A 21,608-nucleotide genomic window follows, 5' to 3' on the forward strand; every position below is an offset into this window, starting at 1 on the left:
CGCAATCTCATACAATACTCGCCTGTTTCACCCTCCTACACTGAGTGCAGAGTAAATCAATGTGGGTGGAAAAATGATTAGCGGCATAGTCTATGCCCTGCTTGCAGGTCTGCTGTGGGGGTTGATTTTTGTCGGCCCGTTGATAGTGCCGGAGTATCCGGCGGTACTGCAATCCGCCGGGCGTTATCTCGCGCTGGGATTGATTGCGCTGCCGCTGGCCTGGCTGGGACGCGCACGTCTTCGACAGCTCAGCCGTCAGGACTGGCTAACCGCGCTGGCGCTGACCATGATGGGTAACCTCATCTATTACGTCTGTCTGGCGAGTGCCATTCAACGCACCGGCGCGCCGGTGTCGACCATGATCATCGGTACCTTGCCGGTGGTGATCCCGGTCTTTGCAAACCTGCTTTACAGCCACCGCGATGGCAAACTGGCATGGCCGAAAATGGCACCCGCCCTGGTCTGCATCGCCGTAGGGCTGGTGTGCGTGAACATTGCCGAGCTGCGTCACGGCGTGGCGGATGTTGACCTGTGGCGTTACGGTTCTGGCGTTATGCTGGCGTGTATTTCCGTGGTGTGCTGGGCGTGGTATGCCCTGCGCAACGCGCGCTGGCTGCGGGAAAACCCGGACAAACATCCCATGATGTGGGCGACGGCGCAGGCGCTGGTCACGCTGCCAGTGTCTTTGCTGGGATACGCGGGGGCGACACTCTGGTTAAGCCATCAGCAACCGGCATTTGCGCTACCCTTTGGCCCGCGTCCCTGGGTCTTTGTCGGGCTAATGGTCGCTATCGCGGTGCTCTGCTCCTGGGTAGGCGCGCTGTGCTGGAATATTGCCAGCCAGAAATTGCCGACAGTAATTTTAGGACCGCTGATCGTATTTGAAACTCTTGCCGGGCTGCTTTACACCTTCCTGATGCGCCAGAGCGTACCGCCACTGTTAACGGCCTGTGGCATAGCGTTGCTGGTCGTGGGCGTGGTGATTGCGGTGAGGGCGAAGCCGGAAAAACCGATGGTCTTTCCGGCGTCGAAAAGTTAGAACGTTTCCCAGTTGGCTTCAGACGCAGTCGCTACGGGCTGCGCCTTTGGGATATAGGTTTTCACCGGCGCCGCTTTCACTGCCTGGTTACGCGTAATTTTAAACACTGCCACGGCTTCGTTCAGACGAGCAGCCTGATCCTCCAGCGCGGCCGCTGCTGCGGCAGACTCTTCCACCAGCGAGGCGTTCTGCTGGGTGACGCGATCCATCTCTGCTACCGCCTGGCCAACCTGATCGATACCGCGACTTTGCTCGTCAGAGGCAGAGGCAATTTCACCCATGATGTCGGTTACTCGAGTCACCGCATTCACTATCTCGGCCATCGTCTCCCCGGCTTCGTTCACCAGTTGCGAACCCGCACTGACGCGCTCGCCAGAATCGTCGATCAGCGCTTTAATCTCTTTTGCCGCCTGGGCACTGCGCTGGGCAAGCGTTCGGACTTCACCTGCGACCACTGCAAAGCCACGGCCTTGTTCACCGGCACGGGCAGCTTCAACCGCCGCATTCAGCGCCAGAATATTGGTCTGGAAGGCAATACCGTCGATGACGTTGGTAATTTGCGCGATTTTGCTGGAACTGGTTGCGATGTCGTCCATGGTACGCACTACGCCTTCCACCACGTTACCGCCCTTCTTCGCCGTTGAAGACGCATCAAGTGCCAGACGAGAAGCCTGACGCGCATTGTCGGCGTTTTGTTTTACCGTCGCGGTAAGCTGTTCCATGCTGGCCGCGGTCTCTTCCAGAGAAGCGGCTTGCTGCTCGGTACGGGATGAAAGATCGTTGCTGCCTGCAGAGATTTCACCCGCCCCCGTATAAATGGTATCTGCGCCTTCACGCACCACGCCCACGGTATTCGCCAGAGCGGTTTGCATCTCCTGAACGTTACGCGCCAGAATAGCCATTTCGTTTTTACCCTGCGCCTGGATAGGCTGAGTTAAATCCCCGGCGGCGATGGCGCGAATATGGTTAATCACCTCTTCCAGCGGCAGCAACAGCACACGGCGCATCGCAACCCAGCTGGAGATAATCACCGCAATCACCAGCAGCATGACCGCAGAGAGGATCCACAGAATGCGCTTATAGTCGCTTTCATTATCTCTTATACCTTTATCGGTCAATGCGGCCTGAGCTTGACGCCACTCACGATACACTTTATGCATCGCGGTCTGTTTCTGTTCGGCATTCTGCTTGAACATCTCTTCCAGATTGCCCTGGCCCAGCAGAAGGTTCATCTGAGTCAGCGTCGCGGAGTAGATCCGGTATTGCTCTTCAAGCTGGTTCGCCAGCTTCTCATCAAGACCCGGCGTTTCCGGCAGAGCATAGTATTTATCAAAATGCGCCTGCGCATCTGCCAGCAGTTTTTTCGCGGTGTTAACGAGCTCATTCAACTGGCCGCCATTTATCTGGCTCGCCATGCTGCTTTGCAGACGTAACATGCCGCGGTTCAGGGTTACGCGCGCCTGGTTCAGGCTAATCCATGCGTCGGTAAACTCCGCCACGTTCTGGCTGGAAAGTTGAGAAACCGTAAAGTTCTTTTTATCGTTATTGAGCGCATTTATGAAAATGCCAGCGGAAATCATTTGCATGATGCCGAGCACGAGCAGCACCGAAATGAGGAGGGTAATAACTTTTATACGTTTAAACATGCGTTGCCTTTTTATATGCAGGTATTGTCTGACGTGTATCTATCGGCAGGCGCGGCAGGTTGTTTACTGTTTCTCCACCTTTAAAAACTTTCTAAAGCCATTTTTTAAATTCATCAGCATCTTAAATCACCTTTTTTTGTGATCGATACTGCATTTTCACCCTGAACACCTAAGTGTTCTCGCATCGCCCTGCGGATAAAAAAAGCCCGGTGGCGCTTGCGCTCACCGGGCCTTCTGCATTTTCACTTCTGTTAACGCATACCCGCCATCCGTTTTTTACCGATCAACAACCAGCCCAGCCCCAGCGCGATGAACCACAGCGGCGTGACGATTAATGCCTGACGCGTATCTTCTTCCAGCGTCAGCAGAACCAGTACGAACACGAAGAACGCCATGCACACCCAGCACATCAGCTTGCCCAGCGGCATCTTGTAGATCGATTTTTCATGCAGATATGGACGCTGTTTGCGGTACACAAGGTACGAGCACAGGATGATGGTCCAGACACACATGAACAGGATCGCCGAGACCGTGGTGATCATGGTGAACGCACCGATCACGCTCGGGTTAACGTAGAGCATAACCACCCCACCCAACAGACAGATACAGGAGAAGGTCAGTCCTTTCGCCGGTACTGCACGCTTAGACAGTTTGGCAAACGCCCTCGGCGCCACGCCATCCTGCGCCAGACCAAACAGCATGCGGCTGGTTGAAAATACCCCGCTGTTTGCAGAAGAGGCGGCAGACGTCAGCACCACAAAGTTAATCAGGCTTGCTGCGGCAGGCAGACCCACCAGGACAAACAGCTCAACGAACGGGCTCCTGGTAGGGACGACCGAGCTCCATGGTGTCACCGACATAATAATGATCAGCGCGAAGACGTAGAACATGATGATACGCAATGGAATAGAGTTAATGGCGCGCGGCAGGGATTTCTCCGGATCTTTGGTTTCCGCCGCCGTGGTCCCCACCAGCTCAATCCCTACAAACGCAAACACGGCTATCTGGAAGCCCGCAAAGAAGCCGCTGATGCCTTTCGGGAACCAGCCCCCCTCATTCCACAGATGAGTAAACGAAGCCTGAACGCCCGTGGGCGACTGGAAGTGGGTGAGAACCATGACCAGCCCGACCACAATAAGCCCGACAATTGCCACGATTTTGATCATCGCGAACCAGAACTCCATTTCACCAAACATTTTCACGGTGGCGAGGTTCAGGCTCAGCAGCAGCACAATGACCGCCAGCGAAGCCACCCAGTCCGACAGGCCGGGGAACCAGAACTGCGCGTACGCCGTGATGGCGACGACATCCGCCATACCGGTCACCACCCAGCAGAACCAGTAGGTCCAGCCGGTAAAATAGCCCGCCCAGGGGCCGAGCAGGTCGGAAGCGAAATCGCTGAAAGATTTGTATTCGAGGTTCGAGAGCAGCAATTCACCCATTGCACGCATCACGAAAAAGAGCATAAAACCGATAATCATATAAACGAAAATGATCGACGGACCGGCAAGGCTGATGGTTTTGCCTGACCCCATAAATAGCCCGGTGCCAATTGCACCGCCAATGGCGATAAGCTGAATGTGACGGTTTGTGAGATTTCGCCGCAGCGATTGTTCAGACGACGCGTCTTCAGCGACGACTTTGACCTGATCTACCATGTGATGTTTTCCTGTTTATGCCTGTCTGTGTTGTTAAGGCTCTTCTGGCCTTTAAATACGTCATAAGATGACGGCCCCGATAAGGGCTTATCGATAGTAGGTAAGAATCGGCGGGATGAATACTATGATTTGGATATTATGTTAATAATATGTTGAAAGTGAGTGTCATATCACTCATACAGCGCGAAACAGCTCACAAAAATACACGCAATAGTTTCGTTTGCAAGATAAAATGTCGATTACGTCATAACTAAAGGTTTTAACACTATTTTCCTCTCTCCCCGCGGAGAGAGGAAATGCGTCATCCGATTACAGGATTTCCAGCAGCTCGACTTCAAACACCAGGGTGCTGAAGGGTGGGATGGACGCGCCTGCGCCACGCTCGCCATAGGCCAGGTTTTGCGGGATGGTCAGTTCCCATTTGGAACCGACTGGCATCAATGTCAGCGCTTCGATCCAGCCCGGAATAACGCCGTTGACCGGGAATTCAGCCGGTTCGCCGCGTGCCACTGAGCTGTCGAACACGCTACCGTCGATAAGCTTACCGGTGTAGTGTACGCGAACGTGGTCGGTACGGGCCGGGATGGCGCCATCGCCCTGGTTGATGACGCGGAACTGCAGACCAGACTCGGTGCTATTCACGCCTTCACGCTCGCGGTTTTCGTCCAGATATTTCACACCTTCTGCCGCCATCTCTTCAAAGCGCGAACGACGTACTGTGTCTGCGCGTTCGTGGATCTCACGCAGCGCGCGGTGTACTACATCAACCGGAACAGCCGGTTGCTTGCCTTCCAGCGCGTCAGCGATACCCGCCACCAGCGCTTCCGGTAACAGACCTTCCAGGCCGGATTCGCTAAGCTGCTGTCCTACCTGCAAGCCGATGCCGTAGCTTGCCTGCGCTTCGATAGTGTCAAAAGTCGGGGTGGTCATGGGTTTTCCTTCCATCACATTAAAGTAGCGGGCAGCATATCAGCCATGCCCTTATGGGTAAAACTTTGTCTTAAGTAAAGGTGACAAACAGCGACGAAACAGAAACAATAGAGCCAGTCAGGATTTTCCCAATTATGTGTCACGAAAGCAGGCTTTGTTACGCCCATCAGGCAGTTAGCAAACTACACTTCTCAGGACAGGATAAAAAAGACGCGGAGCAGGAGGAAAGCCATGCCCGGGCGATTTGAACTGAAACCTACCCTGGCGAAAATCTGGCAGGCGCCGGACAATTTTCGCATCATGGACCCGCTGCCTTCTCTGCACCGCAGAGGCATTATTATTGGCGCGCTGCTAATGATCGTTGGCTTCCTGCTTCCTTCTGGCGGCGATGATGCCGACACGGCACCGGCCACCCGCGATGCACAGCTGGATATCCGGTCGCAAACGCAGCCTGATTCACAGCCGATGCAAACTCAACTGGTCACCCCCTCTAACGATCCGGGTCAAGTCGCCCCGGTTGAACCTGAGCCTGTCCAGGAAGATCAGCCCCAGGATCAGCTTCAACAGCCCACCGGTATCGAGCAGCAATGGCGCTCTTACCGCGTAGAGCCCGGAAAAACCCTTGCACAGCTCTTTCGCGACCACAGTCTGCCAGCGACCGATGTCTATGCCATGGCGCAGGTTGAAGGTGCGGGCAAACCGCTCAGTAACCTGCAGAATGGTCAGATGGTGCAGATCCGTCAGAACGCCAGCGGCGTAGTCACCGGGCTGACGATTGATACCAGCAATGGCCAGCAGGTGCTGTTTACCCGCCAGCCTGACGGCAGTTTTATCAGAGCACGTTAAGCTGCAGGCCGGGCCAGCGTCACTGCTGCCCGGCAATTAACCTTTGACGCTCCGCTTATTCACCCACCAGATCCCCGAACAGACCAGCACCAGCGCAATCGCATACTTGATATCCAGAATGTTTTCGCCAAGGAAAATGGCGGAGAGCACGGTGCCCGCCACCGGCACCACGAAGTTGAACGGGGCAATCATGCTGACGCGGTTCACTTTCAGCAGCATGCTCCAGAGCGCGAAAGCGACCGATGAAAGCAGCGTCAGATACCCCAATACGGCGACCGCCGTCGCGCTGTGCACTTCCAGCGTGCCGCCTGTTAGATATCCTCCCACCACCAGTACCAGGCCGCCGATAGCCAGTTGCCAGCCGGTCATCACCGTCGGATCTACCGTCTGGGAGATACGTTTGCCGTAAAGCGTAGCGGTGGAAAGGATAAAGGCGGCGAGCACCACAAACCCGTCGCCGTACCAAACAAAGCTGAACTCGCTTAACCCGCTGTGAAAATTCACCAGCATCACCCCGGCAAACCCCAGGATACAGCCAAGGGTTTTGTTGTAGCTGAGCTTGTCGTTGTGGTAGATAAAGTGCGCCAGCAGTACGCTGAAGAAGGTCCCGGTGGCATTCATGATCGAGCCGTTCACGCCGGTGGTGTAAGCCAGGCCGATATAAAAGAACGTGTATTGAATCGACGTTTGCGTCAGCCCCAGAATCGTCAGTTGACCAAACTGTGCGGGCGTTAGCCTCGCAATCGGCTTGCGCTGCGCTAATGCAAACAACAGGAGCAGTGCGCCGGCAAACAGAAAACGGTATCCGGCAAACACCACTTTCGACGGGATATCATCGGTCGCGATCTGAAAGAGTTCATAGCCGCTTTTAATGGCCGGGTAGGAACTCCCCCAAAGCAAACAGCAGAGCGTGGCGCAGGCATAGGCTACATTTCGACGGGCAAAGACAGGCGTAGGCAGTGCAGTATCCATGACAAATCTCATAAATAAAATTGCGTTTCAATTTATTATTAGAGAATGCGCCCGGAATAGCGACCCGACAACAACAAAAGACTATTTTGCCGGGCATAAAACGCAAAACGCCGGCACAAGGCCGGCGCGTTGACGCGAGCAGAGTAAAAAATTACTCAGCTACAACGTTAACAACCAGTTTAGCGAACACTTCGCTGTGAACCTGGAAGTCAACTTCGTGCTCACCTGTGGTACGCAGAACGCCGTTCGGCATGCGAACTTCGCTCTTAGCCACGTTAACGCCAGCTGCAGTAACTGCATCAGCGATATCGCGGGTACCGATGGAACCGAACAGTTTACCTTCGTCGCCAGATTTAGACGCGATGGTAACAGTGCCCAGTGCGTTGATTGACTCAGCGCGAGCGTTAGCAGCCGCCAGAACGTCAGCCAGTTTGGCTTCCAGTTCAGCGCGACGTGCTTCGAAAAACTCTACGTTTTTCTTGGTAGCTGGAACAGCTTTACCCTGTGGTACCAGGAAGTTACGAGCGTAACCCGCTTTAACGTTTACCTGATCACCCAGGCTACCCAGGTTTGCTACTTTATCAAGCAGAATAACTTGCATTACCTTATCCTCTTAAAGTCGTTAATAGACGGCGGCCGATTACTGATGACGATCGGTATACGGCAGCAGGGACAGGTAGCGAGCGCGCTTGATGCAGCGAGCCAGCTGACGCTGGTATTTTGCACGAGTACCGGTGATGCGGCTCGGGACAATTTTACCGCTTTCGGTAATGTAGTTTTTCAACGTTGCGATGTCTTTGTAATCAATCTCAACAACGCCTTCCGCGGTGAAACGGCAGAACTTGCGACGACGGAAATAACGTGCCATATGGCTAGTCTCCAGAATCTATCAAATCAATCTGCTCGGCATGCAGAACCATTTTGCTCAGGCCGTTCTTTGCCTTGTGGCAAGAGATGAACCCCTGAACCGTTATGCGGCTGCCGACCGTTATACTGTGAGTAATGGCCTGGTTTTCGTGTCCGCTAATAATAACGGGCATTTGGCACCACGCCTGCCGGTGAAACCCGGCTTCCTCCTGCACAGAACGATGCTCAAGCACGAACTGGCAATGAGGAATTCCTGAGGGGCTGACCTTTCGAAGGGGAGGCCTGCACACAGTGCCAGACAACGCCAGACGGTTGGTCATCAGAAATTACTCTTCAGAATCCCCAGCATCAGAATCATCTGCGGTTTCGTTTGCGAAATCATCGCGACGCTCACGGCGCTCGTCTTTCGCTTTAACCATCGGAGATGCTTCGGTAACTGCGTGCTTAGTACGCATAACCATGCTGCGGATAACGGCATCGTTGAAGCGGAAGTTAGTTTCCAGCTCATCGATCGCTTCCTGCGGCGCTTCAACGTTCAGCAAAACGTAGTGAGCTTTGTGCAGTTTGTTGATCGGATAAGCCAGCTGACGGCGGCCCCAGTCTTCCAGACGATGGATCGTGCCTTCTGCTGCAGTGATTGCACCAGTGTAGCGCTCGATCATACCCGGAACCTGTTCGCTCTGGTCAGGATGGACCATAAAAACGATTTCGTAATGACGCATCGAATTGCTCCTTACGGATTATTCAGCCTCCTGTCTGGGTCAGCCGAGGCCCGGGGAGGCAAGGAACGTGTTAAAGGTCGGCTGAAAAATTGACGCGTCATAATACTTGCGCGCCCCGGGAAACTCAAGCTGATTGCGCAAATAATTCGCACACCGCGCGAAGCGGGGCTAAGTAAGTGATTTACCCTCACTCCCGGCATGAAGCGTCGTTTTTTTTGAACAACTGCATCAGAAATGGTCATCAATGCCCGTCAGATAAACGATTAAACTTTAATCAGAGAACTTACAGGACCAAAGGAGAAGCGTTAACCGTCACACAGCATGCAGTCGTGGAGCGTATATCATGAAAAAAATCGCAATCGCCGTAATAGCTGCGCTTTTGCTTAGTGCAAACGCGATAGCAGCCATCAAGATAGACGGCCGGCAGGCCAGAAACATGGATGATGTACAAAGCTTAGGCGTAATCTACATCAATCATAATTTCGCCACCGAGAGTGAGGCAGATCAGGCACTTAATGAAGAAACCGATGCGAAGGGCGCAAAATACTATCACGTGATACTGATGCGTGAGCCTGGCAGCAACGGAAATATGCACGTCAGTGCAGATATTTACCGATAACGCTTTAATGCCAGCACCAGGAATGCCAACGAAGAGAATATTGCCATAGTTTGCCTTGCCCCCTGCCCGTGGCGGCCTCAGTCCGTAACAGTTTGAAAACCAGACCTTCGCTTAGTGCTGTGTCCACATTACGTGGTTAGGATCAGTTTAAGCAGGACGAAAGAGTGTTATGAATGACTCTGAAATACCAGCAGTATCACCTGTTTTCGGTATTCCAGAGCAGTTGATCATTTCTGCCCGTAATAGGCATTCGGGCCATGCTTGCGCATGAAATGCTTGTTCATCAGGTAATCATCAATCCCGTGGAGATGCGGGTTAATTCCGCGGGCAATCCACGCCATTCGCGCCACCTCTTCCATGACTACCGCGTTATGTACGGCGTCGTGAGCGTCTTTTCCCCAAGCGAACGGACCGTGCTGATACACCACGATACCTGGCGTATGCAACGGCTCACGCTCGCCCAGCGTGTCGATTATCACCTTACCGGTGTTGAGTTCGTATTCGCCCTCCACTTCCGCCTGGGTGTGCGCACGCGTGCAGGGAATATTACCAAAGAAGTAATCCGCATGCGTGGTGCCCAGTGCCGGGATCGCCAGCCCCGCCTGTGCCCAGGCGGTGGCATGCGTCGAGTGGGTATGCACCACGCCGCCCAGAGAAGGATAACGCCGGTACAGCGCCAGATGCGTGGCGGTATCGGAAGAGGGCCGCCATTTGCCGTCCACGACGTTTCCTTCAAGATCGACCGTCACCATATCGTCAACGGTCATGGTGTCATACGCCACGCCGCTGGGCTTAATTACCACGAATCCCTGTTTACGATCGATAGCGCTGACGTTGCCCCAGGTGAAGGTCACCAGACCGTAACGCGGCAGATCCAGGTTGGCGTCGAAGACCTGCCGTTTGAGCTCAAGCATGTTCAGCCTCCAGCAGCCCTGCCCGCGCCATACGCTCGCGCACCCAATCCCGCGCTTTTGCCACTTCGCCAGCCGGATCATCTGACGTTTCGCTCCACATCTCAATCAGATACGGCCCGCAATAACCGGTCTGTTTAAGCGTCTGGAAGCAGCGTTCAAACTCCACCACTCCGGTACCGAACGGCACATTCTTGAACACGCCCGGGCGCGTATCTTTGACATGTACCGCCACGATATGGCCGACACCCGCCTGCAACTCCATTTGTACGTCATTATCCCAGGCCGACAAATTACCGATATCGGGATAGAGCTGGAACCACGGGTTATTCAGGTAGTGCGCATAGCCCAGCGCCTTGCTGATAGAGTTCATTAACGGGTAATCCATGATCTCCATCGCCAGCGTCACCTGCGCGCGGCTTGCCATCTCAACGCTCTCCTTCAGGCCGTCGCGAAAGCGTCGGCGAGTTTCATCGTTGGCTTCCTGGTAATAAACGTCATAACCCGCCAGCTGAATTACGCGGATGCCCACGTCCTGCGCAAAGCGTATGGCTTTGCGCATAATCTCCAGCCCCTGCGCACGCACGCTATCATCCTCGCTACCGAGCGGAAAGCGACGGTGAGCACTCAGGCACATAGAAGGTACACGCACGCCCGTATCAGCGACCGCACTTACCAGTGCCAGGCGCTGTTCACGGCTCCAGTTGAGTCTGGAGAGGCGTTCGTCCGTCTCATCTACTGACATTTCGACAAAATCGAAACCCAACTGCTTCGCCAGCTGTAACCGCTCCAGCCAGCACTCCCCAGCAGGAAGTGCCTTTTCATAGATACCAAGCGGAACCTGTTTAGACAGCATACCCGCTCCTTAGCCCCAAAGCTGAGCGATTGAACGTTTGAACTGACGTGCCGCTTCCACCGGTGACGCGGCATCACGAATGCTACGACCGGCTATAAATACGTGAATGGGAATACCCTTAAACAGCGGCAGATCGTCCAGCGCCAGCCCACCGGTGACGGTGACTTTGAAACCCATATCCGCCAGGCGTTTGATGGCGCTGATATCCGCCTCTCCCCACGACACCCCTGCGGCCTGAGCGTCACGGCTGCGATGATAAACCACCTGCTGGATACCGGCGTCACGCCACGATTGCGCCTGCTCCCAGGTCCAGAAGCCGGTCAGTTCAATCTGTATGTCTCCGTTGAACTCTTTTGCCACCTCCAGCGCACCTTTGGCGGTATTGATATCGGCACAGCAGATCACCGTGACCCAGTCCGCATGCGCTTCAAAACACATCCGGGAGAGGATTTTGCCTGCGTCAGCGATTTTGGCATCCGCCAGCACGATTTTATGCGGGTAGAGCGCCTTCAGGTCGCGAACGGCACGAACGCCTTCGCCTACGCACAGGATGGTACCGACTTCAATGATATCCACCTCTTCCGCAATCAGACGGGTGGTTTCGTAAGCGTGAGACAGCGTCTGGTTATCCAGCGCGACCTGCAACATGGGTAATGACATTTTCAACTCCTCTTAAACGGCCGCCGCCGTTGTTTCATCAATCAAATCAATAACATCCTGCTCAGTACGGCAGGCGCGTAAACGGTCAAAATTGGCGTCGTCTTCAAACAGATTGACGATCTGCATGATGCCCACCTCCTGATGGGTATTGGCATCAACAGCAGCCATGGTGATGAGAATATCGACCGGATCGTTATCTTCATGGTTGAACACCAGAGGCGTTTTCAGCGTCACCAGCGCAAAACCAGTCCTTTTGACCCCCTCTTCCGGGCGGCCATGCGGCATTGCCAGACCCGGCGCAATCACAAAGTAGGGCCCATGCTGCGCCACGCCATCGAGAATGGCCTGGTAGTAACGTGGCTCCACCACGTCAGCCTTCACCAGCAGATCCACGCTCAGTTTTACCGCTTCCTGCCAGGTACTGGCCTCGGCCTGTAACAGGATGGAATGATTGTCGGCCAGCGAATCGCGTAGTTTCATACAGCCTCCTTACTTCACGTCTTGCGGGAAATGCTCTTTGATCACTCCCAGCAGTTTTGGGCCGAAATCCGCAGGCGACAGCATGTTGCGCACGCCCACCACGTATTTATTACCCGTCACGGTAATTTCGCCGGCGATATGGGTAGAGGCGATGATGATGTCCGCACCGCTCAGCTCACTTTTGTATTCTCCTACCGCGCAGCTATTTACCGTGTGGTCTATGTTCGACTGGGTTAAAAATTGATCCACTTTCATTTTCATAATCATGGAGCTACCTTGCCCATTGCCACACACGGCCAGGATACGTACGGTCATAATCGAAACTCCTTAATGAGCAGACACGTCTGCTGTTTGTTTTTCCGCATCTTCTTCAGCCCGCAGCGAGCGGCCAGCGAAGAACATATAAACCAGTGCAATCAGGATGATGACGGTCATAAAGACCAGGCCGACGGAGGCGAAACCCTGCATTATCGGCGGAGCCAGAATTGACCAGTCCGCCATGCCCATCCAGGCGCTCATCCCGGTAAGTTTGACTGCCCACACGCAGCCGAAGATCTCAATCATGCCCATCACCAGGCAGATCTTGAGCGCCGCGCGCCAGCCGCCAAAGTGGTTAGCGAAAACGCCAATGGTGGCGTTGGAGAAGAACATCGGGATAAAGCCGGGGATAATCAGAATTGCGGAGCCGCAGCCCACCAGAATACCGACCGCAATCAACTGACCGATGGTGCCCCACATAAAGCCCCAAACCACGGCGTTGGGTGCAAAGCTGTAGATTGCCGCACAGTCAATGGCCAGCACGGCACCGGGGATCAGGCGCTGGGAGATACCGTTGAAGGCTTCAGACAGTTCGGCGACGAACATGCGCACGCCCTGGGTAATGATGAAAATCGCCACGGCAAAGGAGAAACCGGTTTGCAGGATGTAAATTGTCCAGTGCGTTTTATCCGCCATGGCCTGCACAACGTCAGTACCAAAGGAGAGCAGAATGGCACCGAAGAAGATGGTCATCACAATTGCCGTCGAGACGATGTTGTCATGGAAAATATTCAGCCAGCCCGGCAATTTGAGATCTTCAACGCTCTCTTCTTTTTTGCCCAGATACGGCGCAACTTTCCAGGCAATCCACGAGGCGAACTGCTGCTGATGGCCGATAGAGAAGCCGCAGCCGTCGGTCACGTCCTGCGTGGGCTTGTACATCATGTTGGAGGTGATACCCCAGTAAAGCGATACCAGCACTGCGGTGCAGATAATGGTGGTCCACATGGGGTAGTCGAAAATATAGAAAGAGACCGCAATCAGCCCCGCCTGCTGGAACATGATGTGTCCCGTCAGCATGATGGTGCGAATCCCGGTAATGCGGCGCAGCAGAACATAAATGATATTCAGCGCCAGTGCCAACAGTACGGCGTATCCCACCCAACTGTAGGCCTCTCCCATGCGATCGATGGTAGCCATCATTGAGGCGTAGGTGTCTGAGATTGCGCCATTAATGCCATACACCTCCGACATTTTGGCGACCACCGGCTTAAAGGTGCTGGTCAGAATGCCTGAACCCGCCTGCAACAACATAAAACCGATGATGGTTTTGATGGTGCCCTTGATGATAACGCTGACGCTTTTACGCAGCAGGATGTAGCCCAGACACGTCACGATACCCAGCAACAAGGGGGCGTTAGTCATTACCTGATTGAAGAATACGGTAAAGACGTTGTAGAGGATCTCCATAACTCTCTCCAGAAATGAGAACACGGCGGGCTAATCCCAGCGTGGTTGGTGCCATCACTCTATTAATCACAAATAATCACCACAAGATTGAATTTGATTATTTGTGAGCTATCACGCAAATTATTTCCCTGCCGGTAGTAATGATTTTCAATCCCGCCTGATAAAAACATAAAAACACTTACAATTCATGCAATTGATTCACATAAAATGCTATTGTAAACTTCTGGAAGTGGGTACACCTTCAGGATTTGCGAGCTAAATCGCGTAATTTAGCCGTTGCAAAGCGCATCGAATGGTGCCAGCATTAATCATAACAAGTCACCACATGATTATTTTTGATTAATACCAGGAGTCAAAACGATGAGTAAAGTGAACACTATCACCCGTGAGTCATGGATTTTGAGCACTTTCCCGGAATGGGGTAGCTGGCTGAATGAAGAGATTGAGCAGGAACAGGTTGCGCCTGGGACCTTTGCGATGTGGTGGCTGGGTTGCACGGGCATCTGGTTGAAATCAGAAGGTGGCAGCAATATTTGCGTCGATTTCTGGTGCGGCACGGGCAAGCAGAGCCACGGTAACCCACTGATGAAAAAAGGCCATCAGATGCAGCGTATGGCAGGGGTTGAAAAACTGCAGCCTAATCTGCGTACTACGCCGTTTGTGCTGGATCCCTTCGCCATTCGCCAGATCGACGCCGTGCTCTCTACACACGATCATAACGATCATATCGACGTGAACGTGGCGGCAGCGGTCATGCAAAACTGCGCAGACGATGTGCCGTTCATCGGGCCGCAGACCTGCGTGGATTTATGGGTCGGCTGGGGAGTACCGAAAGAGCGCTGCATCGTAATGAAGCCTGGCGATGTGGTAAAAATCAAAGACGTTGAAATCCACGCGCTGGATGCCTTTGATCGTACCGCCCTGATTACCCTGCCCGCCGACCAGAAAGCGGCTGGCGTGCTGCCAGACGGTATGGATGAACGCGCGGTAAACTATTTGTTCAAAACCCCCGGTGGTTCGCTGTATCACAGCGGTGACTCACATTACTCCAACTACTACGCGAAACACGGCAACGCGCATCACATCGACGTAGCGCTAGGTTCTTACGGCGAGAACCCGCGCGGTATCACCGACAAAATGACCAGCGCCGATATGCTGCGAATGGCGGAAGCGCTGAATGCCAAAGTGGTTATCCCGTTCCACCATGATATCTGGTCTAACTTCCAGGCCGACCCTCAGGAAATTCGCGTGCTGTGGGAGATGAAAAAAGATCGCCTGAAATACAGCTTCAAGCCGTTCATCTGGCAGGTAGGAGGCAAGTTCACCTGGCCACTGGATAAAGACAATTTCGAGTACCACTACCCGCGCGGCTTTGATGATTGTTTTAGCCTTGAGCCCGACCTGCCGTTCAAATCATTCCTCTGACAGTCAAGCCAGATCGCCAGACCCCAGCGTCTGGCAATTTCATTTTTATTTTAGTAATTTCACGCTATTTCAAATATCATCTTTTAAAATCAATTTTTTTCGGAATAGCTCATGACGGAAGCGCAACGGCATCAAATTTTACTGGATCTCCTGGCGCAATCCGGGTTTGTCACCGTCGAGAAAGTGATCGATCGTCTGGGAATTTCCCCGGCGACGGCGCGTCGGGATATCAACAAGCTGGATGAAAGCGGTAAGCTAAAAAAAGTGCGTAACGGTGCGGAAGCCATCAGCCAGCAGCGTCCCCGCTGGACGCCGATGAACATCCATCAGGCGCAAAATCACGACGAAAAAGTACGGATTGCCAGAGCGGCCTCTCAGTTGGTAAACCCTGGAGAGAGCGTCGTGATCAACTGCGGCTCCACGGCGTTTCTTCTGGGCCAGGAGATGTGCGGGAAACCGGTGCAGATCATCACCAACTATTTGCCGCTCGCTAACTATCTCATCGACAAAGAGCATGAAAGCGTGGTGATCATGGGCGGCCAGTACAATAAAAGCCAGTCCATTACCCTCAGCCCCCAGGACCACGAAAACCACCTCTATGCCGGACACTGGATGTTTACCAGCGGTAAAGGCCTTACCGCTGATGGACTGTATAAAACCGATATGCTGACCGCGATGGCGGAACAAAACATGCTTAACGTGGTTGGCAAGCTGGTGGTGCTGGTCGATAGCAGCAAAGTCGGCGAGCGCGCGGGCATGCTGTTCAGCCGTGCAGAGCAGATCAACATGGTGATCACCGGCAAAACCGCTAGCCCGAAGGTTCTCCAGAAGCTGGAAGATCAGGGCGTGAAAATTCTGCTCGTTTAAAGATGCTGGCTGAAAAAAGCGACCGTGGCATCCAGCGCCATCGGCGTGATGCGATGACGAACGCCCGCTTCCCACAGGCAGGTCAGATTGTTGTCCAGCCCTTCACGCTGCAGAGCCTGCTGCAGGCGAAAGGTTTCGGCTGCGGGAACGACATCGTCCGCATCGCCATGCCATAACAACAGCGGGCGGTCGGCCAGACGCGGCAAGGCCCGGGAGACCTCCCATTGTGCCAGTAACCCTTCAATTTTCATGAAGTCCTGCGGTGGAAATAGCGTTTGTGAAAGCGTGGTGAAATAGCCGGAACCCATCAGACAGGCAACGGACTTCACTTCAGGATACTGCGTCATGATCCCCAGTGCTGTCATGCCTCCCATGGATGCCCCGGCTACCGCCAGACGTTCGCCCTCCACCCATCCAGCCTGATAAAGCGCATCGCGCAGCCCGGAAAATTCGTCCAGACTAGCGTGCAGTATTTGCCAGAACTGACCAAGCCGCGCCTGTTCGTCACCGCTAAACCGTGCGCCGTGGTCGGGCGCATCTGGCATAACGACACGGAACCCGGCCCGGGCCAGCGCCACGGCAAAATAGCTGTAGACCAGCTTTGATGAGGTAAATCCATGATAAAAAACCACCACAGGCAGGGGATGATCGCCTTTTCCTGCGGGGATGGCATGTAATATTTCATGGCCGCCGAGACGGCATGTTTCAAGTTCAATCATTGTCGCTCCTGTGCTTATGAATGATTCATAATGTTGAGAACTGGGTTACGCTTTCACGCTATTTTCATTCGAATTTCACGGCCCAGATAACACTTCGGGAACATTCCCCCCCAACTAAACTTATAGACAACTACACTATGGCTATCAGGAAAAGAGATAAGGTTATGCGCAGTTTAACTGCTTTATTGCTGGTCTCTCTGCTCAGCGGCTGTAACGCCCTACAGGGGACACCGCAGCCCGCTCCGCCGGTTGCCGATCATCCGCAGGAAATTCGACGTAATCAGACAGAAGGATTACAGCGAATGGGAACGATCTCCGCGCTGGTTCGCGGTTCCCCGGATGACGCGGAAGAAGCAATAAAAGCACAGGCCGTTGCCGCCAAAGCGGATTACTATGTCGTCATTATGATCGATGAAACTATCGTTACGGGACAGTGGTATTCACAGGCTATTTTGTATCGTAAGTAGAGGTCATTATTTGAACGGCATTTACACGGCTTTGCGTCTATAGACATTTTCCTGTCCACAATAAACTCCATGCCCGCACCAATGGAAGTGAGTTTATTCGCGAAGGATTGCCCGGCGGATACCGGAGACATGTGAAATGGAGCTTACGATGAACCGAACTCTTGCTTTGACCACGCTGTTGCTTTCCGCAGGTCTGTTGAGCACGACCGCGCAGTCAGCTGAATTTGCGAGCGCTGATTGCGTAACGGGCCTGAATGAAATTGGCCAGATCTGCGTAAATAACATTACAGGGAGCCCGTATGATGTTGAACGTGTCGTTGCATTAAAGGCCGATGAACAGGGCGCCTCCTGGTATCGGATCATTGAGATGCAGGAAGATAGCCATGTCGATCGCTGGCGGGTTCAAGCCATTCTGTATGCCTGATTCTCTCCCGGATAAAAGCCACTTATTTTTAGTGGCTTTTCGTTTATGCAAATTTTTTACCCGCCAAACATTTCTTTAAAAATAAGTAATTAACAAATTGTTACATTAATTGAATAAATGTTATCGTGTCTTTGCCGTTGAAGAGCCATACCTTTTCAATGATGAGCAATTATGATCAATTTTTTCCGCCGTGCAGGTCTGGGCACTAAGCTATCGCTGCTAACTGGCGTGAGTGTCGCCATTCTGTTTCTGCTTTTTACGTTTCTGCTCAGCCATAAAGCCAGCCAGCAGCTTGAAGCTCTCGCCGTAGAAGATCTGCATAATCAATCTACCGGCATGGTCGATATGGTTCAGATGTTTAACACCAGCCTGAGCGAAGAGGTTGAAAGTTATACCCGGCTGTTCACGACCTTCCTGCCTCAGCCGTTTAACGTCGATAATAGCGAGCCGCGGACGATTAATGGTCTTAGCATGCCCCTGCTAAAAGGTGGCGATGTTGAACTCCATGAAAATAACACCTTTTCTGACGACTTCCTGAAGCGTACGGGAGCGATCTCCACGCTCTTCGTGCGCTGCGGTAACGATTTTGTCCGCGTCGCCACCTCCCTGCGCAAAGAAAATGGCGATCGCGCTATGGGTACGGTTCTGGACTCGTCCAGTCCGGCTTTCGCAGCCGTCACTAAGGGAGACGTCTACCGGGGTCTGGCGCTGCTGTTCGGTAAACGCTACATCACCCAGTATCAGCCGATCAAAAATGCGGAGGGTCAGGTCATTGGGATCATCTTTGTCGGGGTGAACATTACCCACTCCTGGAACGTTATGCGCGAGAAAATCCTCAACCGACGCCTGGGCGAGAGCGGACATTTCTTTGTTCTGGATCGCAGTAGCGGCAAGAACCACGGCCACTTTCTCTTCCACCCGAGCGCGGAAGGGCAAACGCCAGCGTGGGACAGCGCCACTCAGCAACGGCTGCTGAGCGATAAATCCGGCACCCTGGAACGGGTCAGTGCTGATGGTCGCACGCTTAAAATGGCCTTTACCCCGCTACCCGGCTGGAACTGGACCATTGTGGGTGAAGTGGATAAATCCGCCCTGCTATTAAGTGTAACCACCATGCGCGACCGTTTCCTGCTGGCAGGCGTGCTACTTTCGGCCCTCTTCGCTGGTCTGTTTGTGGTGATTATCCGTCGGCTTCTGACGCGTCCCCTGCGCGATGTCATTCACCTGGCTCGCCAGTATGCGGCAGGTGACCTGCGGGCCAACCTGCCCGTAACGCGCCAGGACGAAGTGGGTCAACTTATTTTCGCCATCAATGGAATTGGTGAAGGACTGCAAAAAATTGTCCTCCAGGTTCGCGACGCCGCAGGCGAGATCCATTTGGGGACAAACGCGCTGGCAGCCGACACCGGAGAGATCTCCGGACAAATTAACAAGCAGGCCAGCAGCGTAGAAGAGACGTCCGCCAGTATGGAAGAGCTGGCGGCGACCGTGCAGCAAAATGCGGCGAATATGGAGCAAACGCAGCAACTGGTCAGTGAAACCTCGCGCGCGGTGCATCAGGGCGGCGAGACGGTGACGCGCGCGGTTACCACCATGGATGATATTCGCGACGCATCGAAACGTATCGAAGACATTACGCGGGTGATTGAATCTATCGCTTTCCAGACCAACATTCTGGCGCTAAATGCCGCTGTAGAAGCCGCACGCGCAGGTGAGCACGGTAAAGGCTTTGCCGTGGTGGCGCAGGAAGTTCGCGCCCTGGCGGCACGCAGCGCCAACGCGGTGAAGGAGATTGAGCAACTGATTGGCGATACGCTGAATAAAGTGAGCGAAGGCCACGCGCTGTCTGAGCAGACGCGCATGGCGATGGATTCCATCATTGCGCACATTGATAACATCAGCCAGTTGGTCACGGAAATTAACCACGCCTCCCGCGAGCAATCCGCCGGGATTGGACAGGTGAATCTGGCCATGACCCATATCGGTGAAGCGTCGCACATTAATGCCGACCGCGTATCACGTAGCGAACAGACGGCACAAACGCTGCGCGAGAAAGGTTCACACCTCACACACCTGGTCAGTCTGTTCCAGCTTAAAGGCTAACCGACCCTGCCCGTGGCGCGCAACAGCAGGTCATTCTGTACCGGTTTGCTCAGCAACGTTCCGCCACGGGTATCCAGCATCATGCGGCACCACGCCTGCGCCACGGGCGGTGATGCGTGCCGCAGCATCTGGCTGCCAGCGCCCAGTAAAAAGAGCTGTTGTGCGATCTCCCTGCCCTGCGCCTCCTGCGGTTTACGCACGTTTTGCTGCAGTTGACGCCAGGCGCGATCGAAGTGCCGGTCTTGCCCTTTCACCTGCGCAAAATCGTCGCTGAGCAGGCCAAGAATACCGGGCTGCTTCGCCAGCACGCGCAGGACATCCAGACACATGATATTGCCCGAACCTTCCCAGATGCTGTTGACCGGGATTTCACGATAAAGCCGTGGCAGTTCACTCTCTTCGCAATACCCGGCCCCGCCCAGCACCTCCATGGCCTCTGCCACGAAGGGAATACCTGCTTTGCAGATGCTGAACTTCGCCGCAGGTGTGAAAAGCCGCGCCCAGGCCGCCTCTTGCGGGTCGGCGCGTTTATCCCACGCGCGGGCAAGGCGGAATAACAGCGCGGTTTGCCCCTCCAGCATCAACGCCATGCGGCTTAATACCTCACGCATCAAAGGCTGTTCAATCAAATTTTTGCCGAAGGTCTGGCGCTGATGAGCATGATAGAGCGCGACGGATAACGCCCGACGCATCAGCCCGTGGCTACCAAGCGCGCAGTCAAAACGCGTCAGCCCGCCCATCTTCAGGATATGCCGCACGCCTTCGCCCTCTTCACCCAGAAGCCAGCCTGAGGCATCGAAAAACTCCGCTTCGCTGCTGGCGTTGGCGCGGTTGCCCAGCTTATCTTTCAGGCGCTCCAGGTGCACGGCATTGCGATGCCCGTCAGGCAGAAAGCGCGGCACAAAAAAGCAGGACAAACCCCCCTTAGCCTGGGCCAGCACCAGGTGGGCATCGCTTTGTGGTACAGAGAAAAACCATTTGTGACCCATCAGCCGATAACTGCCGTCACTGCATTTTTCCGCTCTGGTGGTATTGCTGAGGACGTCCGATCCGCCCTGCTTTTCCGTCATCCCCATGCCGATCAATAGACCGCGTTTTTGCCCACCGGGAACGAAATGCGGATCATAACGATCGCTCAGTAAGGGATCTATCCAGCCCTGGAAGAGTTTAGGTAGCGACTGTTGCAGCAGCGGCGTGGCGGCAAAGGTCATGGTGATGGGACACAGCGTTCCCGCTTCCACCTGGGCATGCAGAACAAAGCGAGCCGCCCGGGCGACGAAGGATCCTTTACGGGCCTCCTCTTCCCACGCCAGATTGTGTACCCGGTTGGCGCACAACCCCTGCATCAGCAAATGCCATGCCGGGTGGAAACGAACGTCATCAAGCCGCGCTCCCGTAGCATCAAAACGTAACAGCTCCGGCGGGTTAACATTGGCGAGCCTGCCAAGTTCCAGCGATTCCGCCGTGCCTAACTGTTGTCCAATACTGGCGAGTAGCTCGCTATCCCACCCGGCCCCTTCGCGAGTAATGGCATCGCGCAGGGCACAATCAGAGAGGAAAAGATTGCTGTTAGAGAGCGGGGCGGGTTGATTAAAAACGGTATGCGTCTGCCAGTGCATGCTGTGTCCCTCCTTCAGTGGCAATGGAGATAAGTATGGACAGGCTGCAG

Annotated in this window: 24 protein-coding genes; 8 read left to right on the top strand and 16 right to left on the bottom strand. The window is 54.1% G+C overall.

Translation table 11 applies throughout. The features are described 5' to 3' along the window. The first annotated feature begins 73 nt into the window (after positions 1–73). Positions 74–1,039 carry a DMT family transporter gene (locus tag NL510_RS21240; protein WP_253380111.1) on the top strand — a complete coding sequence of 322 codons (966 nt, stop codon included), beginning with the start codon at positions 74–76 and terminating at the stop codon, positions 1,037–1,039. On the opposite strand, the gene NL510_RS21245 is transcribed toward NL510_RS21240, so the two are convergent. The 3 genes from NL510_RS21245 to bamJ all read right to left on the bottom strand — a co-directional run bounded on the left by NL510_RS21245 (position 1,036) and on the right by bamJ (position 5,273). Further along, a complete protein-coding gene (locus tag NL510_RS21245; protein WP_253380113.1) occupies positions 1,036–2,685 on the bottom strand; it encodes a methyl-accepting chemotaxis protein in 1,650 nt (549 codons plus the stop codon). The genes NL510_RS21240 and NL510_RS21245 overlap by 4 nt on opposite strands. 251 nt (positions 2,686–2,936) lie before the next feature. Continuing rightward, the gene (gene cycA / locus NL510_RS21250) at positions 2,937–4,343 is read right to left on the bottom strand and encodes a D-serine/D-alanine/glycine transporter (RefSeq protein ID WP_253380115.1); all 1,407 of its coding nucleotides are present in this window, start codon (positions 4,341–4,343) and stop codon (positions 2,937–2,939) included. A gap of 309 nt (positions 4,344–4,652) precedes the next feature. Continuing rightward, positions 4,653–5,273 carry a BamJ family beta-barrel-assembly machinery protein gene (gene bamJ / locus NL510_RS21255; RefSeq protein WP_253380117.1) on the bottom strand — a complete coding sequence of 207 codons (621 nt, stop codon included), beginning with the start codon at positions 5,271–5,273 and terminating at the stop codon, positions 4,653–4,655. A 231-nt stretch (positions 5,274–5,504) separates the two neighbouring features. On the opposite strand from bamJ, the gene NL510_RS21260 reads away from it, so the two are divergent. Next, positions 5,505–6,119, top strand: a complete 615-nt coding sequence (locus tag NL510_RS21260) for an OapA family protein (RefSeq protein WP_253380119.1) — start codon at positions 5,505–5,507, stop codon at positions 6,117–6,119. 36 nt (positions 6,120–6,155) lie between these two features. Here NL510_RS21260 and NL510_RS21265 read toward each other — a convergent pair whose 3' ends face one another. From NL510_RS21265 to rpsF, 5 genes are all read right to left on the bottom strand, one after another. Continuing rightward, entirely contained in the window at positions 6,156–7,091 is a 936-nt protein-coding gene (locus tag NL510_RS21265; RefSeq protein WP_253380121.1) for a DMT family transporter, read from the bottom strand. A 151-nt stretch (positions 7,092–7,242) separates the two neighbouring features. Continuing rightward, on the bottom strand, positions 7,243–7,692 hold the full coding sequence (rplI, locus tag NL510_RS21270) for a 50S ribosomal protein L9 (RefSeq protein WP_253380123.1): 450 nt from the start codon (positions 7,690–7,692) through the stop codon (positions 7,243–7,245). Positions 7,693–7,731: 39 nt separating this feature from the next. Further along, positions 7,732–7,959: a 30S ribosomal protein S18 gene (gene rpsR, locus NL510_RS21275; protein WP_002210155.1), complete on the bottom strand. Its 228-nt coding sequence runs from the start codon at positions 7,957–7,959 to the stop codon at positions 7,732–7,734. A gap of 4 nt (positions 7,960–7,963) precedes the next feature. After that, the gene (priB, locus tag NL510_RS21280; RefSeq protein WP_253380125.1) at positions 7,964–8,278 is read right to left on the bottom strand and encodes a primosomal replication protein N; all 315 of its coding nucleotides are present in this window, start codon (positions 8,276–8,278) and stop codon (positions 7,964–7,966) included. Positions 8,279–8,284: 6 nt separating this feature from the next. After that, positions 8,285–8,680 (bottom strand): 30S ribosomal protein S6, encoded by a 396-nt coding sequence (gene rpsF, locus NL510_RS21285; RefSeq protein WP_119935816.1) that lies wholly within the window; start codon positions 8,678–8,680, stop codon positions 8,285–8,287. Positions 8,681–9,023: 343 nt separating this feature from the next. Here rpsF and yjfY point away from each other — a divergent pair, with 343 nt between their 5' ends. Beyond that, positions 9,024–9,299, top strand: a complete 276-nt coding sequence (yjfY, locus tag NL510_RS21290) for a DUF1471 family protein YjfY (RefSeq protein ID WP_253380127.1) — start codon at positions 9,024–9,026, stop codon at positions 9,297–9,299. 227 nt (positions 9,300–9,526) lie between these two features. On the opposite strand, the gene NL510_RS21295 is transcribed toward yjfY, so the two are convergent. Genes NL510_RS21295 through ulaA form a run of 6 tightly spaced genes read right to left on the bottom strand, consistent with a single transcriptional unit; the run spans position 9,527 to position 13,934 of the window. Beyond that, the gene (locus NL510_RS21295) at positions 9,527–10,213 is read right to left on the bottom strand and encodes an L-ribulose-5-phosphate 4-epimerase (RefSeq protein ID WP_253380129.1); all 687 of its coding nucleotides are present in this window, start codon (positions 10,211–10,213) and stop codon (positions 9,527–9,529) included. Further along, positions 10,206–11,066 (bottom strand): L-ribulose-5-phosphate 3-epimerase, encoded by an 861-nt coding sequence (locus tag NL510_RS21300; RefSeq protein ID WP_253380131.1) that lies wholly within the window; start codon positions 11,064–11,066, stop codon positions 10,206–10,208. The genes NL510_RS21295 and NL510_RS21300 overlap by 8 nt, the downstream gene beginning before the upstream one ends. Positions 11,067–11,075: 9 nt before the next feature. After that, positions 11,076–11,726 (bottom strand): 3-keto-L-gulonate-6-phosphate decarboxylase UlaD, encoded by a 651-nt coding sequence (locus tag NL510_RS21305; protein ID WP_253380133.1) that lies wholly within the window; start codon positions 11,724–11,726, stop codon positions 11,076–11,078. 12 nt (positions 11,727–11,738) lie between these two features. Next, on the bottom strand, positions 11,739–12,206 hold the full coding sequence (gene ulaC / locus NL510_RS21310) for a PTS ascorbate transporter subunit IIA (protein WP_253380135.1): 468 nt from the start codon (positions 12,204–12,206) through the stop codon (positions 11,739–11,741). Between the two features lie 9 nt (positions 12,207–12,215). Next, a complete protein-coding gene (gene ulaB / locus NL510_RS21315) occupies positions 12,216–12,521 on the bottom strand; it encodes a PTS ascorbate transporter subunit IIB (protein WP_253380137.1) in 306 nt (101 codons plus the stop codon). 12 nt (positions 12,522–12,533) lie between these two features. Next, positions 12,534–13,934, bottom strand: coding sequence for a PTS ascorbate transporter subunit IIC (gene ulaA / locus NL510_RS21320; RefSeq protein ID WP_253380139.1), 1,401 nt, complete (start codon positions 13,932–13,934; stop codon positions 12,534–12,536). Positions 13,935–14,294: 360 nt separating this feature from the next. Here ulaA and ulaG point away from each other — a divergent pair, with 360 nt between their 5' ends. Both ulaG and ulaR read left to right on the top strand, forming a co-directional pair. Beyond that, positions 14,295–15,359 carry an L-ascorbate 6-phosphate lactonase gene (ulaG, locus tag NL510_RS21325; RefSeq protein ID WP_253380141.1) on the top strand — a complete coding sequence of 355 codons (1,065 nt, stop codon included), beginning with the start codon at positions 14,295–14,297 and terminating at the stop codon, positions 15,357–15,359. 111 nt (positions 15,360–15,470) lie between these two features. Continuing rightward, a complete protein-coding gene (ulaR, locus tag NL510_RS21330; RefSeq protein ID WP_253380143.1) occupies positions 15,471–16,226 on the top strand; it encodes an HTH-type transcriptional regulator UlaR in 756 nt (251 codons plus the stop codon). Here ulaR and yjfP read toward each other — a convergent pair. Beyond that, positions 16,223–16,945, bottom strand: coding sequence for an esterase (gene yjfP, locus NL510_RS21335; protein ID WP_253380145.1), 723 nt, complete (start codon positions 16,943–16,945; stop codon positions 16,223–16,225). The two genes, ulaR and yjfP, sit on opposite strands and share 4 nt — an antisense overlap. A gap of 137 nt (positions 16,946–17,082) precedes the next feature. Here yjfP and bsmA point away from each other — a divergent pair, with 137 nt between their 5' ends. The 3 genes from bsmA (at position 17,083) to NL510_RS21350 (ending at position 19,939) form a co-directional block, all read left to right on the top strand. Beyond that, the gene (gene bsmA, locus NL510_RS21340) at positions 17,083–17,412 is read left to right on the top strand and encodes a biofilm peroxide resistance protein BsmA (RefSeq protein WP_253380147.1); all 330 of its coding nucleotides are present in this window, start codon (positions 17,083–17,085) and stop codon (positions 17,410–17,412) included. A 136-nt stretch (positions 17,413–17,548) separates the two neighbouring features. Continuing rightward, entirely contained in the window at positions 17,549–17,836 is a 288-nt protein-coding gene (gene yjfN, locus NL510_RS21345; RefSeq protein WP_301308580.1) for a DUF1471 family protease activator YjfN, read from the top strand. 171 nt (positions 17,837–18,007) lie between these two features. Next, complete coding sequence (locus NL510_RS21350) at positions 18,008–19,939, top strand: methyl-accepting chemotaxis protein (protein WP_253380154.1); 1,932 nt, start codon at positions 18,008–18,010, stop codon at positions 19,937–19,939. Here NL510_RS21350 and NL510_RS21355 read toward each other — a convergent pair. Continuing rightward, positions 19,936–21,558, bottom strand: a complete 1,623-nt coding sequence (locus NL510_RS21355) for an isovaleryl-CoA dehydrogenase (RefSeq protein WP_253380158.1) — start codon at positions 21,556–21,558, stop codon at positions 19,936–19,938. The genes NL510_RS21350 and NL510_RS21355 overlap by 4 nt on opposite strands. Positions 21,559–21,608 lie beyond the last annotated feature (50 nt).

It is taken from the genome of unidentified bacterial endosymbiont (assembly GCF_918797525.1).
GTDB lineage: Bacteria > Pseudomonadota > Gammaproteobacteria > Enterobacterales > Enterobacteriaceae > Enterobacter.

Bases quoted from the DNA above. Each gene is read 5' to 3' on its own strand.
- NL510_RS21295 (WP_253380129.1), bottom strand. From the start codon at position 10,213: ATGCTTGAGCTCAAACGGCAGGTCTTCGACGCCAACCTGGATCTGCCG.
- NL510_RS21355 (WP_253380158.1), bottom strand. From the start codon at position 21,558: ATGCACTGGCAGACGCATACCGTTTTTAATCAACCCGCCCCGCTCTCT.
- yjfP (WP_253380145.1), bottom strand. From the start codon at position 16,945: ATGATTGAACTTGAAACATGCCGTCTCGGCGGCCATGAAATATTACAT.
- ulaG (WP_253380141.1), top strand. From the start codon at position 14,295: ATGAGTAAAGTGAACACTATCACCCGTGAGTCATGGATTTTGAGCACT.
- NL510_RS21245 (WP_253380113.1), bottom strand. From the start codon at position 2,685: ATGTTTAAACGTATAAAAGTTATTACCCTCCTCATTTCGGTGCTGCTC.
- bsmA (WP_253380147.1), top strand. From the start codon at position 17,083: ATGGCTATCAGGAAAAGAGATAAGGTTATGCGCAGTTTAACTGCTTTA.
- cycA (WP_253380115.1), bottom strand. From the start codon at position 4,343: ATGGTAGATCAGGTCAAAGTCGTCGCTGAAGACGCGTCGTCTGAACAA.
- bamJ (WP_253380117.1), bottom strand. From the start codon at position 5,273: ATGACCACCCCGACTTTTGACACTATCGAAGCGCAGGCAAGCTACGGC.
- yjfN (WP_301308580.1), top strand. From the start codon at position 17,549: ATGGAGCTTACGATGAACCGAACTCTTGCTTTGACCACGCTGTTGCTT.
- NL510_RS21240 (WP_253380111.1), top strand. From the start codon at position 74: ATGATTAGCGGCATAGTCTATGCCCTGCTTGCAGGTCTGCTGTGGGGG.
- NL510_RS21265 (WP_253380121.1), bottom strand. From the start codon at position 7,091: ATGGATACTGCACTGCCTACGCCTGTCTTTGCCCGTCGAAATGTAGCC.
- ulaR (WP_253380143.1), top strand. From the start codon at position 15,471: ATGACGGAAGCGCAACGGCATCAAATTTTACTGGATCTCCTGGCGCAA.
- priB (WP_253380125.1), bottom strand. From the start codon at position 8,278: ATGACCAACCGTCTGGCGTTGTCTGGCACTGTGTGCAGGCCTCCCCTT.
- NL510_RS21350 (WP_253380154.1), top strand. From the start codon at position 18,008: ATGATCAATTTTTTCCGCCGTGCAGGTCTGGGCACTAAGCTATCGCTG.
- rpsF (WP_119935816.1), bottom strand. From the start codon at position 8,680: ATGCGTCATTACGAAATCGTTTTTATGGTCCATCCTGACCAGAGCGAA.
- ulaB (WP_253380137.1), bottom strand. From the start codon at position 12,521: ATGACCGTACGTATCCTGGCCGTGTGTGGCAATGGGCAAGGTAGCTCC.
- ulaC (WP_253380135.1), bottom strand. From the start codon at position 12,206: ATGAAACTACGCGATTCGCTGGCCGACAATCATTCCATCCTGTTACAG.
- NL510_RS21305 (WP_253380133.1), bottom strand. From the start codon at position 11,726: ATGTCATTACCCATGTTGCAGGTCGCGCTGGATAACCAGACGCTGTCT.
- rpsR (WP_002210155.1), bottom strand. From the start codon at position 7,959: ATGGCACGTTATTTCCGTCGTCGCAAGTTCTGCCGTTTCACCGCGGAA.
- rplI (WP_253380123.1), bottom strand. From the start codon at position 7,692: ATGCAAGTTATTCTGCTTGATAAAGTAGCAAACCTGGGTAGCCTGGGT.
- ulaA (WP_253380139.1), bottom strand. From the start codon at position 13,934: ATGGAGATCCTCTACAACGTCTTTACCGTATTCTTCAATCAGGTAATG.
- yjfY (WP_253380127.1), top strand. From the start codon at position 9,024: ATGAAAAAAATCGCAATCGCCGTAATAGCTGCGCTTTTGCTTAGTGCA.
- NL510_RS21260 (WP_253380119.1), top strand. From the start codon at position 5,505: ATGCCCGGGCGATTTGAACTGAAACCTACCCTGGCGAAAATCTGGCAG.
- NL510_RS21300 (WP_253380131.1), bottom strand. From the start codon at position 11,066: ATGCTGTCTAAACAGGTTCCGCTTGGTATCTATGAAAAGGCACTTCCT.